The organism is Streptomyces sp. NPDC002467, assembly GCF_042889825.1.
GTDB lineage: Bacteria > Actinomycetota > Actinomycetes > Streptomycetales > Streptomycetaceae > Streptomyces.
This window is the reverse complement of the sequence record NZ_JBIARJ010000012.1, coordinates 39,522-53,331: the sequence shown is the minus strand read 5'-3', so window position 1 is coordinate 53,331 and position 13,810 is coordinate 39,522. Positions and strand designations below refer to the sequence as shown.

Below are 13,810 nucleotides of genomic sequence, written 5' to 3'. Positions count from 1 at the left end.
TTGTGCCATCTGGGGCGAGTTGTCGCCTCACGGGGCCTCAACACACAGCTGTGCCCCCCACCATCCGGTGGGGGGCACAGTGTTGTCGATGTGATCACCCAAAGGCGAATAAGCGCTGATCAGGCAGGAATCAGGCCTGAACCGTGCGGGGCTTGAAGGCCGGGCGGGCGCTTTCGTACGTGGCGATGTCCGCTTCGTTCTGAAGGGTGAGCGAGATGTCGTCCAGCCCCTCCAGCAGTCGCCAGCGGGCGTTGTCGTCGAGCTCGAACTCCGCTGTGACGCCCTCCGCTCGGACCTCGCGGGCGACCAGGTCGACCGTGATCTCGGCGGTCGGGTCGGCCTCGGTCAGCTCCCACAGCTTCTCGACGGTCTCCTGCGGGAGAACCACGGTCAGCAGGCCGTTCTTCAGCGAGTTCCCGCGGAAGATGTCGGCGAAGCGGGCGGAGATGACCGTCTTGAAGCCGAAGTTCTGCAGGGCCCAGACGGCGTGCTCGCGCGAGGAACCCGTACCGAAGTCGGGACCGGCGACCAGTACGGTCGCGCCGGCGCGCTCCGGGCGGTTCGTGACGAACTCCGGGTCCTTGCGCCAGGCCTCGAAGAGCCCGTCCTCGAACCCGTCGCGGGTGATCTTCTTCAGCCAGTGGGCCGGGATGATCTGGTCGGTGTCGACGTTGCTGCGGCGCAGCGGGACGGCCCGGCCGGTGTGGGTGGTGAAGGCTTCCATGGTTCAGACTCCGGCGGTCGCGTCGGCGGCGGACAGGTCGGCGGGCGAGGCCAGGTGGCCCAGCACGGCGGTGGCGGCGGCCACCTGCGGGGAGACCAGGTGGGTGCGTCCACCCTTGCCCTGCCGGCCCTCGAAGTTGCGGTTGGAGGTGGACGCGGAGCGCTCACCGGGCGCCAGTTGGTCGGGGTTCATGCCCAGACACATCGAGCAGCCCGCGTGCCGCCACTCGGCGCCGGCCTCCTTGAAGACCTTGTCCAGGCCCTCTTCCACGGCCTGCAGGGCGACCCGGACCGAGCCCGGGACGACCAGCATCCGTACGCCGTCGGCGACTTTGCGGCCCTCGACGATCCCGGCGACGGCGCGCAGGTCCTCGATGCGGCCGTTGGTGCAGGAACCTACGAAGACGGTGTCGACCTTGATGTCGCGCAGCGGCTGCCCGGCGGTCAAACCCATGTACTCCAGGGCCTTTTCGGCGGCCAGGCGCTCCGAAGCGTCCTCGTACGAAGCCGGGTCGGGGACGTTGGCCGACAGCGGCGCGCCCTGGCCCGGGTTGGTGCCCCAGGTGACGAACGGGGACAGCGAGGCGCCGTCGATGACGACCTCCGCGTCGAAGACCGCGTCGTCGTCGGTGCGCAGCGTCCGCCAGTACGCGACGGCGGCGTCCCAGTCCTCGCCCGCGGGGGCGTGGTCGCGGCCCTCGAGGTAGTCGAAGGTGGTCTGGTCGGGGGCGATCATGCCCGCGCGGGCGCCGGCCTCGATCGACATGTTGCAGATGGTCATGCGGGCTTCCATCGAGAGCTTCTCGATGGCCTCGCCGCGGTATTCCAGGACATAGCCCTGGCCGCCGCCCGTGCCGATCTTGGCGATGATGGCCAGGATCAGGTCCTTGGCGGTGACGCCCTCGGCCAGCGCGCCGGTGACGGTGATCGCCATCGTCTTCGGGCGGGCCAGCGGCAGCGTCTGGGTGGCCAGCACGTGCTCGACCTGGCTGGTGCCGATGCCGAAGGCCAGCGCACCGAACGCGCCGTGCGTGGAGGTGTGCGAGTCACCGCAGACCACGGTGGTACCGGGCTGGGTCAGACCCAGCTGCGGGCCCACGACGTGCACGACACCCTGCTCGACATCACCCAGCGAGTGCAGCCGTACGCCGAACTCGGCGCAGTTCCTGCGCAGCGTCTCCAGCTGAGCCCGGGAGACCGGGTCGGCGATCGGCTTGTCGATGTCCAGGGTGGGGGTGTTGTGGTCCTCGGTCGCGATGGTGAGGTCGAGGCGTCGGACCTTGCGGCCGGCCTGGCGCAAGCCCTCGAAGGCCTGCGGGCTGGTCACCTCGTGCAGCAGGTGCAGATCGATGAAGAGGAGGTCGGGCTCGCCTTCGGCGCGCCGGACGACATGGTCGTCCCAGACCTTCTCCGCGAGTGTCCTACCCATCGCTTTCCCTCCGACCGGCCGGTTGTGCCGGCACTTCATAGAGATCTGTTGTGCCTGATCGCCCGTACCGCACGTCTCGGACAACGGCTCGGACCCAGTGGTTCGTGGACCCGCACATACAGACTCGCTTGTTCTTGGAAAATTTGAACTTGCGTTTCACAGTGTGAGACGCGAATATCGTTTCATGGACAACTCTAGCGGCGTCGGCGTTCTCGACAAGGCAGCTCTCGTATTGAGCGCACTGGAGTCCGGTCCGGCCACCCTCGCCGGGCTGGTCGCGGCGACAGGGCTCGCACGACCCACGGCACACCGGCTGGCCGTGGCACTGGAACACCACCGGATGGTGGCGAGGGACATGCAGGGCCGGTTCATCCTCGGTCCGCGGTTGGCGGAACTCGCCGCCGCGGCCGGCGAGGACCGACTGCTGGCCACGGCGGGACCGGTACTGACCCACCTGCGCGACGTGACGGGCGAGAGCGCTCAGCTCTATCGCCGTCAGGGAGACATGCGCATCTGCGTGGCGGCCGCCGAGCGGCTGTCGGGCCTGCGGGACACCGTCCCGGTGGGCTCCACGCTCCCCATGAAGGCCGGTTCGGCCGCGCAGATCCTGATGGCCTGGGAGGAGCCCGAGCGGCTCCACCGCGGCCTCCAGGGCGCGCGTTTCACGGCGACGGCCCTGTCGGGCGTACGGCGCCGCGGCTGGGCGCAGTCGATCGGCGAGCGGGAGCCCGGCGTGGCCTCCGTCTCGGCGCCCGTACGCGGGCCGTCGAACCGCGTGGTGGCCTCCGTGTCGGTCTCCGGACCGATCGAGCGCCTGACCCGCCACCCGGGCCGCATGCACGCCCAGGCCGTCATCGACGCGGCCGCCCGACTGTCGGAGGCCCTGCGCCGCTCCGGCTGATACCTGCCCTGTTTCATCCAACCCCCGGGCCCGGGGGCGCGTACGACGCCGCACACGTCCGAACACGCGCCTCCGGGCCCGTACTTGTAGGCATGCGGGCCGTGCCCGGACACAGCGAAGAGGCCCTCCGCGATGAACGCGGAGGGCCTCTTCTGTGCGTACCCCCGACCGGATTCGAACCGGCGCTACCGCCTTGAGAGGGCGGCGTGCTAGGCCGCTACACAACGGGGGCTTGCAGGTACTGCGCTGGGCTACCAGGACTCGAACCTAGAACAAAGGAACCAGAAACCTTCGTGTTGCCAATTACACCATAGCCCAAGGGTGGTCTAGACCAGACCACAGTACCCCCGACCGGATTCGAACCGGCGCTACCGCCTTGAGAGGGCGGCGTGCTAGGCCGCTACACAACGGGGGCCCTAGCGATCCTGCATCAAAATGTCCGGGTGCGACCCTGGAGATCTCGCGGGAAGGATCTGTACCCCCGACCGGATTCGAACCGGCGCTACCGCCTTGAGAGGGCGGCGTGCTAGGCCGCTACACAACGGGGGCTAAGCACTGCGTTACTGCTGCACTGCGCTGGGGTACCAGGACTCGAACCTAGAATAAGGGAACCAGAAACCCTCGTGTTGCCAATTACACTATACCCCACCGAAAGTCAAGCCCTTGGGGGATTTTCTTTCGAGTGGCGCCTCCGTCCGGCCTTTCGGCCCGCTCCGGCGGCGCAGAAAGAACATTACCGGATGCCTGACCGTGCTCCAAAACGGGTATCTGCGGCCAGCAGCTCCGGGAGCCGATCGAGGCCCTCGATCCTGTGTGCGCCATCGGGTCCCGGGCCCCGGCCGCCGTCCCGGTCGAGCCAGAAGGCCACCAGCCCGGCGTCGCGGGCGCCCCGCGCGTCGATCTCCGGCTGGTCCCCCACGTACGCCACTTCGCCCGGAGCCAGGCCCAGCGCCTCGCAGCCGGCGAGGAAGGCCGCCGCCTCGGGCTTGCTGACCCCGAGTTCGACGGCGCAGAGCAACACCTCGAAGCGGTCGCGCAGACCGAGGTCGCGAAGCTTGGGGTCCTGGTTGACGAGGGAGGAGTTGGAGAGCACCCCGTGTCGGTAGTCGACGGCGAGGGCGTCGAGCACGGGCACCACGTCGGGGAAGACCGTCCAGGCGGCCTTGTAGTGCGCGACGTACTGGTCGAACCAGGCGTCGGCCTGGCCGTCGGTCATCGCGGGCCGCCCCAGGAACTCCCGCACCCGGTCCCGCCGCTGCCCCTGGAAGGTGCCCTCGCCGGCCGCGAAGCGGGCCCAGTGCAGGTCCGTGATGCGCCGCCAGAGCGCGAGCGCCTCGACGGGGGTTCCGTACCGCTCGGCGATCCCCTCCGCCTCCAGGTGTCGCGCGAGCCCCGCGGCGTCGGCCCCGGTGTAGTCGAACAGGGTGTCGTCGATGTCCCAGAGCACGGCGCGGATCGGCATGGGGCCGAGGCTACGCCGCTTCCGTCTCCCGCGGAGGCACGACGAAGAAGTCCGTGACGAAGCAGGTGATCTCCCCGTCGGCGTCGCGCCCCACCCAGGTCGGGTACGAGCCGTCGCCCCAGCCGGAGGAGAAGGCCACGAGGTCGTGCCCCGCCTCGCCCTCGACGCGGTGGGCGCCGGGGGCGTGGCCCGTCTTCTCGAAGGCGTCCCACAGCGACCCCACGTCACCCTCGCAGTCGGGGAAGGACGCGTCGGCGGCGGCTTCGTAGAAGCAGCCCGATACCGGCGTCCACGCCGTAGCCGAAGTACTCGTCCTCCCCCAGCCCCGAGGGGTCCTGACCGCCCCGCAGGGCGAGCTCCCAGGAGGCGGCCGGGGTGTCGCGGATCACCAGCCGGGCCGCGGCCACCCTGCGGTGCCCCTCGCCGGGCGCGGGCGCGGGCTCCCCGGGCCCGGTGAGGGTGGCCATGGCGGCCTCCGCGCGGTGGCGGCCGGGCTCCACCTGCGCGGTGAAGGCCGACGGGTCGCCGCCGATGTAGACGAAGGGGTCGCAGGCCACGACGCGGCCGGTGGGCAGCCACAGGGAGCCCCCTTCGGCCACCGCGAGGGTGCCGCCGGACCCGTCCTCGTACGAGAAGGTGGCGCCGGGGGTGAAGTACCCGGCGAGGTCCGGGGCGGTCAGCGCCATGTCAGGGCCTTTCGTCCGGCTTCGGGGCGCCGTTCGGTCTTCGGGCGTGGACGACCCTGACGGTGGCCCCCGACAACGCCGCGGGGGCGGCGGCCGGAGGTCCGGCCGCCGCCCCCCGGGACGTACGGGTGTTACGCGGCGAGCTTCGCCAGGGCCGCGTCGATGCGGGCCAGGGAGCGCTCCTTGCCCAGGATCTCCAGGGACTCGAAGAGCGGCAGGCCGACCGTGCGGCCGGTGACGGCCACGCGGACCGGGGCCTGGGCCTTGCCGAGCTTGAGGCCGTGCGCCTCGCCGGCGGTCAGGACGGCCTGCTTGAGGGACTCCGGGTCGGACCAGTCGGCCGACTCCAGGTTCTCGCGCGCCGTGGTCAGCAGGGCCGCCGGCTCGCCCTTCATCGCCTTGTCCCAGGACGCCTGGTCCTCCACCGGCTCCTTCAGGAACAGGAAGTCGACGTTGGCGGTGATCTCGGAGAGGACCGTCACGCGGGTCTGGGCGTACGGCGCGATGCGCTCCCAGGCCTCGGCGTCGAACTCCTCGGGCGCCCAGTTGGCGTGCGGCGCCTGCAGCCACGGGGCGCAGCGGTCCGCGAAGACCTTCGGGTCGAGCAGGCGGATGTGGTCGCCGTTGATCGACTCGGCCTTCTTGAGGTCGAAGCGCGCCGGGTTGGCGTTGACGCCGTCGATGTCGAACTTCGCCACCATCTCCTCGATCGAGAAGACGTCCTGGTCCTTGGAGAAGGACCAGCCGAGCAGCGAGAGGTAGTTCAGCAGGCCCTCGGGGAGGAAGCCGCGCTCGCGGTACAGGTTGAGCGAGGCCTCGGGGTCGCGCTTGGAGAGCTTCTTGTTGCCCTCGCCCATCACGTACGGCAGGTGGCCGAAGGCGGGGGTGGTCTTGGCGACGCCCAGCTCGATCAGCGCCTTGTACAGGGCGATCTGGCGGGGGGTGGAGGAGAGCAGGTCCTCGCCGCGCAGGACGTGCGTGATCTCCATCAGCGCGTCGTCGACCGGGTTGACCAGCGTGTACAGCGGGGCGCCGTTGGCCCGGACGATGCCGAAGTCCGGCACGTTGTCGGGGGTGAAGGTGAGCTCGCCGCGGACGAGGTCCGTGAAGGTGATCGGCTCGTCGGGCATCCGGAAGCGGACGATGGAGGCGCGGTGCTCGCCCTCGTACGCCTCGACCTGCACGGTGGTCAGCTCGCGGCAGTGGCCGTCGTACCCGGAGGGCTTGCCGGCGGCGCGGGCGGCCGCGCGGCGGGCGTCGAGCTCCTCGGTGGTGCAGTAGCACCGGTAGGCGTAGCCGCCGTCGAGGAGCTTGGCCGCGACGTCCTTGTAGATGTCCATGCGCTCGGACTGGCGGTAGGGCGCGTGCGGGCCGCCGACCTCGGGGCCCTCGTCCCAGGTGAAGCCGAGCCAGCGCAGCGAGTCGAGCAGCTGGCCGTACGACTCCTCGGAGTCGCGGGCCGCGTCGGTGTCCTCGATGCGGAAGACGAACGTGCCGCCGTGGTGGCGGGCGAACGCCCAGTTGAAGAGGGCGGTTCGGACCAGGCCCACGTGGGGGTTGCCGGTCGGGGAGGGACAGAAACGTACGCGGGGGGTCGCGTTAGCCACGCTTGATCACCTTGTTGGTGAGAGTGCCGATGCCTTCGATGGTGACGGCGACCTCGTCGCCGACGTGTAGGGGGCCGACTCCGGCCGGGGTCCCCGTGAGGATGACGTCGCCCGGGAGCAGCGTCATGGCCTCGCTGATGTGCACGACCAGGTCCTCGATGGAGCGGACCATGTCGCTGGTGCGGCCGAGCTGGCGTTGTTCGCCGTTGACCGTGCACTGGATGGTCAGGTCGCTCGGGTCCAGATCGGTCTCGATCCAGGGGCCGAGGGGGCAGGAGCTGTCGAAGCCCTTGGCCCGCGCCCACTGCTTCTCGCGCTGCTGGACGTCGCGCGCGGTGACGTCGTTGGCGCAGGTGTAGCCGAGGATGACGTCCTTGACGCGCTCGCGCGGGACCTCGCGGCACATGCGGCCGATGACCACGGCCAGCTCGGCCTCGTGGTGGACGTCCTCGGAGAAGGAGGGGTACGCGATCGGGTCGCCGGGCCCGACCACCGAGGTGGAGGGCTTGAAGAAGGTGATCGGCGCGTCGAGACGGCCTTGATCGTCGACGATGGCGTTGCCGAGCTCTGCCGCGTGCTCCGCGTAGTTGCGGCCGATGGCCACGACCTTGTTGGGGAGCACGGGCGGGAGCAGCCGGACCTTGCTCAGCGGGACCTTCGTACCGGAGAGCTCGAAGTCCGCGAACGGGATGCCCTTGATGATGTCGAGGACGAGCTCGCCCTCGGCGCCCGGGGCTGCGTCGCCCTCGACCGCGCCGAAGGCGACATTTCCGTCGATCGAGAACCTGGCGATGCGCACGTGTTGCGTCTGCCCCTCTGTATTTCCGCCTGCTGGAGTCTGCGGACCCCAGGCTAACGCGGTGGGCAGCGGCGCTCCTCGCTGTTTCGCGCGGGCGCTACTGCGCCGGGGTGACGACCGGGGCGTCCATGAGGACCGTGCGGCGCGGGTTGGCCGTCTGGGTCGGCAGCTCGACGGCGTGCTCCGGCGCGGCCGGGGCCGCCTGCAGCTCCTCGGCGTCCTTGAGGTGCGCGAGGGTGGTGCGGCGGGGGTTGGCTATGTTGCGGAACATCGTGGTCGTCTTCATGGGGGTTTCAGGCCTCAGCTGGTCTGTGGGTGCCGGTTGACGCGGCCGTCAACCCTGTAAAGGGCAAGGCTAAACATCTAAATCCCTCGCCGAACCGGTAAGTAATGGCCACGACTATGTGAGTTTGCTCACCAGCGACCCGACAATACAGGCATAACGGGCAGTCAAAATGGGCCGAAGAAACGGACATTGCGCCACTGAATGTTCCATTCCGCTGCTGATCATCTCGACTGGGACACCTTGACAGCCCTGACGTTTGGGCGGTGTAAGTCCGGTTTCGACCGAAAGGGACTCCACGTCGCGTAGTGCCGCCGTCACATGCCGTCACCGACTCTCCGGGCCGACACGCGCACCTTGTTGGAGATCCGCCACTGTGCTGGAATTCGCGGGACCACCGCGGGAATCAACCGGCGCGCAGGTGGCGCGACTGGCGCCGAGCGCGGTGGCAGTCAGTAGGAGACGCGCCGGTCACCGACGACCGCCATGGGGCCGTTAGTGCCCCACGACTCGACACCGTTCCGCCGGTCTCCCGGTGGGGCGCCTGGTCCAGAGGTTGCGACGCTAGTGCAGGGACGATTCAAGAGGGACGGCAAGGGGTCTCCCCAGGCCCGCCAGGGCCGTGGAGATGCCGCCGCCGAGCAGGAGCCGCGCGGGACCGACCGTGGCACCTCGCCCCAGCACGCCCAGAACCGCGGGCCGGCTGTCGAAGGCGCGGGCCACGACGCCTCCGCCACGGTGAAGGCGAAGGGCCGCGGGAAGTCCGCCAAGGCCGCCAAGGCCGGTCAGACCGGTCAGGCCGAGCCGCAGGACACGGCGATACCGAAGGCCCCCAGCGGGCCCGGTTCCCGTCTCGCCATGCAGAACTGGCGAATCAGCACGCGACTGGTGTCGCTGCTGACCCTGCCGGTCGTCGCCGCCACCACGCTCGGTGGCTTCCGCATCAACGACTCGCTCAACGACATCGCGCAGCTCGAACACATGCAGCTGCTGACGACGATGACCCGGCAGGCCACCCACCTGGCCGCCCAGCTCCAGGAGGAGCGGGACATCTCGGCGGGTCCGCTCACGCTCTCCAGGGGCAAGAGCAACACCACGGTCGACGCCAAGCGCCAGGACACCGACAACGCGGTCAAGGCCTTCGCCGCCGCGACGGAGAAGGTCGACGACGTCGAGGGCAAGGACGACACCCTCAAGTCGATCCGCAACAACATCCTGCAGATCGGTCGTCAGATCGCGAACATCGGCGAGATCCGCGAGCACGCGTACGCCAGCGGTGCCCAGCAGACCGTCACCGAGTACAACGCGATCATCGTCTCGCTCCTCTCCCTCTCCCAGGACATGGCGCAGGCCACCTCCAACCCGGAGATGATCAAGCGTACGCGCGCCCTGGCGGCCTTCTCGGCCTCCAAGGAGTACGCCTCCATCCAGCGCGCGATCATCGCCGCCTCGCTCCCCGAGGGCACGGGCGGTCAGGGCTCGCTGAGGGAGAACGACCGCCTCTACGCGCTCTCCGCGCAGCGCGGTGAGGCGCAGGCGAAGAAGACCTTCGAACTCGTCTACCAGGGCCGGTCCGAGGAGCTCCTCGCCGCTCTCGGCGACGGCAACGCCGAAATCGCCAGCGCCGACCACTACGCGCGCCGCGTCCTCGGCAGTGAGACCCAGTTCGCCAAGGAGACGCAGTACCGCTCCTGGCTGGACTGGTACGACGCCGACGGCATCAAGCTCTCGGCCATGAAGCAGATCGAGCTCAGCCTCCTCGAGGACATGGAGCAGAAGGCCCGCGAGCTCAAGCAGGAGTCGCAGCAGGACGCCATCATCAACGGTGCCCTGATCCTCCTCGTGCTCGGCGTCTCCCTCGTCGGCGCCTTCGTCATGGCCCGCTCTATGATCCGCTCGCTGCGCCGCCTCCAGGACACCGCGACCCGCGTCGCCCAGGACCGTCTGCCCGAGCTCGTCAAGCAGCTCTCCGAGTCCGACCCGCAGGACGTCGACACGTCCGTGGAGTCGGTCGGCGTGCACACCCGCGACGAGATCGGCCAGGTGGCCGCGGCATTCGACGACGTGCACCGCGAGGCCGTCCGCCTCGCCGCCGAGCAGGCCCTCCTGCGAGGCAACGTCAACGCGATGTTCACCAACCTCTCGCGCCGTTCGCAGGGCCTCATCCAGCGTCAGCTCTCGCTCATCTCCGAGCTGGAGTCGCGCGAGGCCGACCCGGACCAGCTGTCCTCGCTCTTCAAGCTCGACCACCTCGCGACCCGCATGCGCCGTAACGGCGAAAACCTCCTCGTCCTCGCGGGCGAGGAGCCGGGTCGCCGGTGGACCCGCCCCGTCCCGCTCGTCGACGTGCTCCGCGCCGCCGCGTCCGAGGTGGAGCAGTACGAGCGCATCGAACTGGCCTCGGTGCCGGGCACCGATGTCGCCGGCCGAGTCGTCAACGACCTCGTGCACCTCCTCGCCGAGCTGCTGGAGAACGCCACCTCGTTCTCCTCGCCGCAGACCAAGGTCAGGGTCACCGGTCACGCGCTTCCCGACGGCCGTGTGCTCGTCGAGATCCACGACACCGGCATCGGCCTCTCCCCCGAGGACCTCGCCGCGATCAACGAGCGCCTCGCGGCGCCGCCGACCGTGGACGTCTCCGTCTCCCGCCGCATGGGCCTGTTCGTGGTCGGCCGCCTGTCCCTGCGACACGGCATCCGCATCCAGCTGCGCCCCTCCGACTCGGGTGGTACGACGGCCCTCGTCATGCTTCCGGTGGACGTCGCCCAGGGCGGCAAGAAGCCGGGCGGTCCGGGTGCTCCGGGCGGCCAGGCTCCGGCCGGTGGCCCGGCCTCGGCCGGACAGGGCTCCGTCCCCGGTGCGGCCGGGCGTCAGCCCGTCGGTGCCGCTCCGCAGCGCGGCCAGGTCGGCGCGGGCGGTCAGCGCGCCGCGCTGCCGGGTCGTGACGGTGCCTCCGGCCCGCAGCGTCCGCAGGGCGGCCGGCCGCAGCAGCCGGGCGGCCCGGGTCAGGGACAGGGCGGCTTCGGCGGCGGTGCCCCGACCGGTCCGACCGGCCAGGGTCAGGGACAGGGCGGCTTCGGCGGCAATGCGCCGCTCCCGGGTCGCGGTACGGCGGCCGGCGCGGGCGCCGGCACCGCGAACTTCGCGGGTGCCGGACTGTCCGGCGGCCCCCAGGCCCGACCGACCGCTCCCTCGGGATTCCAGCAGGGCAACGGCTTCGAGCGCCCGCAGCCGCCCCAGCAGCCGCAGCCGCCCCAGGCCCATCAGCCCCAGCAGCAGCCGCAGTCCTTCCAGCAGCCGGTCGCCCCCGCGGCGCCCGCGCAGAACGGTGGGCGGCCGCAGCTCCCGCCGCGCGGCGGTGCCCCGCGTGCGGAGCTTCCCGCCCCGCAGACCACCAGCTGGGGGGCCGACCAGGCACGCGGCCACGACGAGCTGTCGGGCCCCGGCTCCACGTCCGAGTTCGCCCGCCCCGACTTCAACGCCCCGCTCCCCCAGGGGAACGGCGGCAACAGCACGACCGGGCAGTTCGAGCGTCCCGACGTTCGGGGCTACCAGGACCAGTCGACCACCGGCCAGTTCGAGCGCCCGGGCGGTTTCCAGCCCCAGCGTCCGGGCGGCCCGGGTGTGGGCGGGTTCCCCCGTTCGCCGCAAGCCCCGCAGCAGCAGCCGCAGGCCCCGCAGCCCGGCGGCGACTACCTGCCCGTACCGCCTCCGCGTCCCGAGGCCCCGAGCCTGCCGCAGGCCCCGCAGCCCGAGGCCCTGCCTCCGGCGCCGGGCCACGGCCAGGACCGCAGCCCGATCTTCGACACGCTGGAGTCGAACTGGTTCCGCGAGGAGGGGCAGCAGCCCGCCACGCAGGTACCCGCCGTTCCCCAGCAGCCTCAGCAGTCCGCTCCGGCGGCCCCGCAGCAGCACCAGCTGCCGCAGCGCGGCCAGGAGCTCGCGGCCGAGCCCGCCCAGGCGACGACCGGCGCCATGCCGACCGTCAGCTGGAAGTCCTCACCGAACGACGAGCTGATGCGCCAGGCCGAGCGCGTGCGCCAGCCCGCCGCCGGCGGCATCACCACCTCGGGTCTGCCCCGCCGGGTTCCGCGGGCCAACCTCGTGGCCGGTACCGCGCAGCAGCAGGCGGACGCCCAGGCCGGCCCCCAGGTTTCGCGGGCACCCGATGATGTCCGCGGCCGTCTGACCAACCTCCGACGGGGTATCCAGCAGGGTCGCCAGGCCGGCAACAGTGGTCCGGCGACCGGCAGTTACCACATCGACCCCACTTACCAGCAGGAGCGTTAGTTGAGTTCGATGAGCCAGGCGGCACAGAATCTGAACTGGTTGATCACCAACTTCGTGGACAACACCCCCGGGGTGTCCCACACGGTGGTGGTCTCCGCCGACGGCCTCCTTCTGGCGATGTCCGAAGGCTTCCCGCGCGACCGCGCCGATCAGCTGGCGGCCGTGGCCTCCGGTCTGACGTCGCTGACCGCCGGAGCCTCCCGCATCTTCGAGGGCGGCGCCGTCAACCAGACCGTGGTCGAGATGGACCGGGGATTCCTCTTCCTCATGTCCGTCTCCGACGGATCCTCGCTGGCCGTGCTGGCGCACCCCGAGTGCGACATCGGCCTCGTGGGCTACGAGATGGCCCTCCTCGTGGACCGCGCCGGCAGTGTCCTCACCCCGGACCTGCGCGCGGAGCTGCAGGGAAGCCTGCTCATCTGACCGTCCATCTCCCGGTCGGCCGGTACTGCCGGCCGGGAGACCGGGGCTCCCCGCCCCGGTACCCAGTACCCCCAACAGGCCGTCATACCGTCCCCCCACCGGCCGCCCCGTCAGACGGCACGCTGACCACTGCTGTCCAGCCCGGAGGATCAATGACCCCGCCCCCCGCCTACCCCGATGCGTACGGAGATTCGTACTCGGAAGGCGAACAGCCGCTGGTGCGTCCGTACGCGATGACCGGCGGCCGTACCCGGCCCCGCTACCAGCTCGCCATCGAGGCCCTGGTCAGCACCACGGCCGATCCGATGCACCTGTCCGGCCTGCTCCCGGAGCACCAGCGCATCTGCACCCTGTGCCGTGAGGTCAAGTCGGTCGCGGAAGTCTCCGCGCTCCTGTCGATGCCGCTCGGTGTGGCCCGGATCCTCGTCGCCGACCTGGCGGAGGCCGGCATGGTGGCCATCCACCAGCCGGGCAATGGAGAGGCCGGCGGCACGCCGGACGTCACGCTGCTGGAAAGGGTGCTCAGTGGACTTCGCAAGCTCTAACGGCGGAGCGGCTCCCGCCCGCTCGACCACCTCGGCGAAGATCGTGGTGGCGGGTGGCTTCGGCGTGGGCAAGACCACGTTCGTCGGCGCCGTGTCCGAGATCAACCCGCTGCGCACCGAAGCCGTCATGACCAGCGCCTCCGCCGGGATCGACGACCTGACCCACACCGGGGACAAGACGACCACCACGGTCGCCATGGACTTCGGCCGCATCACGCTGGACCAGGACCTGATCCTGTACCTCTTCGGTACCCCCGGACAGGACCGCTTCTGGTTCATGTGGGACGACCTCGTCCGCGGCGCCATCGGCGCGATCGTGCTGGTCGACACCCGCCGCCTGGCGGACTGCTTCCCGGCCGTGGACTACTTCGAGAACAGCGGCCTGCCGTTCGTCGTGGCGCTCAACGGTTTCGAGGGGCACCAGCCGTACACGCCGGAGGAAGTCCGCGAGGCCCTGCAGATCGGCCCGGACGCCCCCATCATCACCACCGACGCCCGCCACCGCGCGGACGCCAAGAGCGCGCTCATCACGCTCGTCGAGCACGCGCTGATGGCGCGGCTCAAGTAAGACCGCTTCAACCACCGCCGGAGGGGCGGGCTGTGTCCTACGACACGGCCCGCCCCTTCGGTTCATAACGTTTCGACAGAGAATTGGGGGCAGT

13 protein-coding genes and 5 tRNA genes are annotated in these 13,810 nt (G+C 70.5%); 5 read left to right on the top strand and 13 right to left on the bottom strand.

Annotated elements, in window-relative coordinates; all coding sequences use genetic code 11:
- Positions 1-130: 130 nt before the first annotated feature.
- Together leuD and leuC are read right to left on the bottom strand one after the other, a co-directional pair.
- The gene (gene leuD / locus ACFYYJ_RS24165) at positions 131-724 is read right to left on the bottom strand and encodes a 3-isopropylmalate dehydratase small subunit (protein WP_385365954.1); all 594 of its coding nucleotides are present in this window, start codon (positions 722-724) and stop codon (positions 131-133) included.
- Positions 725-727: 3 nt separating this feature from the next.
- Positions 728-2,152: a 3-isopropylmalate dehydratase large subunit gene (leuC, locus tag ACFYYJ_RS24160; protein ID WP_384756206.1), complete on the bottom strand. Its 1,425-nt coding sequence runs from the start codon at positions 2,150-2,152 to the stop codon at positions 728-730.
- Positions 2,153-2,336: 184 nt separating this feature from the next.
- Between leuC and ndgR the strand changes: the two genes are divergently transcribed.
- A complete protein-coding gene (ndgR, locus tag ACFYYJ_RS24155; protein WP_073911130.1) occupies positions 2,337-3,053 on the top strand; it encodes an IclR family transcriptional regulator NdgR in 717 nt (238 codons plus the stop codon).
- Positions 3,054-3,212: 159 nt separating this feature from the next.
- On the opposite strand, the gene ACFYYJ_RS24150 is transcribed toward ndgR, so the two are convergent.
- The 11 genes from ACFYYJ_RS24150 to ACFYYJ_RS24100 all read right to left on the bottom strand — a co-directional run bounded on the left by ACFYYJ_RS24150 (position 3,213) and on the right by ACFYYJ_RS24100 (position 7,893).
- A tRNA-Glu gene (locus tag ACFYYJ_RS24150) sits at positions 3,213-3,285 on the bottom strand.
- A 14-nt stretch (positions 3,286-3,299) separates the two neighbouring features.
- A tRNA-Gln gene (locus ACFYYJ_RS24145) sits at positions 3,300-3,371 on the bottom strand.
- A gap of 24 nt (positions 3,372-3,395) precedes the next feature.
- A tRNA-Glu gene (locus tag ACFYYJ_RS24140) sits at positions 3,396-3,468 on the bottom strand.
- Between the two features lie 61 nt (positions 3,469-3,529).
- Positions 3,530-3,602, bottom strand: a tRNA-Glu gene (locus ACFYYJ_RS24135).
- Between the two features lie 27 nt (positions 3,603-3,629).
- A tRNA-Gln gene (locus tag ACFYYJ_RS24130) sits at positions 3,630-3,701 on the bottom strand.
- An 85-nt stretch (positions 3,702-3,786) separates the two neighbouring features.
- On the bottom strand, positions 3,787-4,515 hold the full coding sequence (locus tag ACFYYJ_RS24125; RefSeq protein ID WP_389135294.1) for an HAD family hydrolase: 729 nt from the start codon (positions 4,513-4,515) through the stop codon (positions 3,787-3,789).
- A 10-nt stretch (positions 4,516-4,525) separates the two neighbouring features.
- Entirely contained in the window at positions 4,526-4,738 is a 213-nt protein-coding gene (locus tag ACFYYJ_RS24120; RefSeq protein WP_389135291.1) for a DUF4241 domain-containing protein, read from the bottom strand.
- Position 4,739: 1 nt separating this feature from the next.
- The gene (locus tag ACFYYJ_RS24115; RefSeq protein ID WP_389135288.1) at positions 4,740-5,201 is read right to left on the bottom strand and encodes a DUF4241 domain-containing protein; all 462 of its coding nucleotides are present in this window, start codon (positions 5,199-5,201) and stop codon (positions 4,740-4,742) included.
- A 131-nt stretch (positions 5,202-5,332) separates the two neighbouring features.
- Positions 5,333-6,808: a glutamate--tRNA ligase gene (gltX, locus tag ACFYYJ_RS24110; RefSeq protein ID WP_385133654.1), complete on the bottom strand. Its 1,476-nt coding sequence runs from the start codon at positions 6,806-6,808 to the stop codon at positions 5,333-5,335.
- Entirely contained in the window at positions 6,801-7,607 is an 807-nt protein-coding gene (locus ACFYYJ_RS24105; protein WP_385133651.1) for a fumarylacetoacetate hydrolase family protein, read from the bottom strand. The genes gltX and ACFYYJ_RS24105 overlap by 8 nt, the downstream gene beginning before the upstream one ends.
- Positions 7,608-7,704: 97 nt before the next feature.
- Complete coding sequence (locus ACFYYJ_RS24100) at positions 7,705-7,893, bottom strand: hypothetical protein (RefSeq protein WP_384756289.1); 189 nt, start codon at positions 7,891-7,893, stop codon at positions 7,705-7,707.
- 564 nt (positions 7,894-8,457) lie between these two features.
- On the opposite strand from ACFYYJ_RS24100, the gene ACFYYJ_RS24095 reads away from it, so the two are divergent.
- The 4 genes from ACFYYJ_RS24095 to ACFYYJ_RS24080 all read left to right on the top strand — a co-directional run bounded on the left by ACFYYJ_RS24095 (position 8,458) and on the right by ACFYYJ_RS24080 (position 13,716).
- Positions 8,458-12,180, top strand: a complete 3,723-nt coding sequence (locus ACFYYJ_RS24095) for a nitrate- and nitrite sensing domain-containing protein (RefSeq protein ID WP_389135283.1) — start codon at positions 8,458-8,460, stop codon at positions 12,178-12,180.
- 9 nt (positions 12,181-12,189) lie between these two features.
- Positions 12,190-12,603, top strand: a complete 414-nt coding sequence (locus ACFYYJ_RS24090; RefSeq protein ID WP_008739864.1) for a roadblock/LC7 domain-containing protein — start codon at positions 12,190-12,192, stop codon at positions 12,601-12,603.
- A 152-nt stretch (positions 12,604-12,755) separates the two neighbouring features.
- Positions 12,756-13,148: a DUF742 domain-containing protein gene (locus tag ACFYYJ_RS24085; protein ID WP_365166228.1), complete on the top strand. Its 393-nt coding sequence runs from the start codon at positions 12,756-12,758 to the stop codon at positions 13,146-13,148.
- Positions 13,129-13,716 (top strand): ATP/GTP-binding protein, encoded by a 588-nt coding sequence (locus ACFYYJ_RS24080; RefSeq protein WP_254385735.1) that lies wholly within the window; start codon positions 13,129-13,131, stop codon positions 13,714-13,716. The genes ACFYYJ_RS24085 and ACFYYJ_RS24080 overlap by 20 nt, the downstream gene beginning before the upstream one ends.
- Positions 13,717-13,810 lie beyond the last annotated feature (94 nt).

Excerpts from the sequence above, each read along its gene's own strand:
- ACFYYJ_RS24085 (WP_365166228.1), top strand. The coding sequence starts at position 12,756 with ATGACCCCGCCCCCCGCCTACCCCGATGCGTACGGAGATTCGTACTCG.
- ndgR (WP_073911130.1), top strand. The coding sequence starts at position 2,337 with ATGGACAACTCTAGCGGCGTCGGCGTTCTCGACAAGGCAGCTCTCGTA.
- ACFYYJ_RS24125 (WP_389135294.1), bottom strand. The coding sequence starts at position 4,515 with ATGCCGATCCGCGCCGTGCTCTGGGACATCGACGACACCCTGTTCGAC.
- ACFYYJ_RS24115 (WP_389135288.1), bottom strand. The coding sequence starts at position 5,201 with ATGGCGCTGACCGCCCCGGACCTCGCCGGGTACTTCACCCCCGGCGCC.
- ACFYYJ_RS24090 (WP_008739864.1), top strand. The coding sequence starts at position 12,190 with ATGAGCCAGGCGGCACAGAATCTGAACTGGTTGATCACCAACTTCGTG.
- leuD (WP_385365954.1), bottom strand. The coding sequence starts at position 724 with ATGGAAGCCTTCACCACCCACACCGGCCGGGCCGTCCCGCTGCGCCGC.
- ACFYYJ_RS24100 (WP_384756289.1), bottom strand. The coding sequence starts at position 7,893 with ATGAAGACGACCACGATGTTCCGCAACATAGCCAACCCCCGCCGCACC.
- leuC (WP_384756206.1), bottom strand. The coding sequence starts at position 2,152 with ATGGGTAGGACACTCGCGGAGAAGGTCTGGGACGACCATGTCGTCCGG.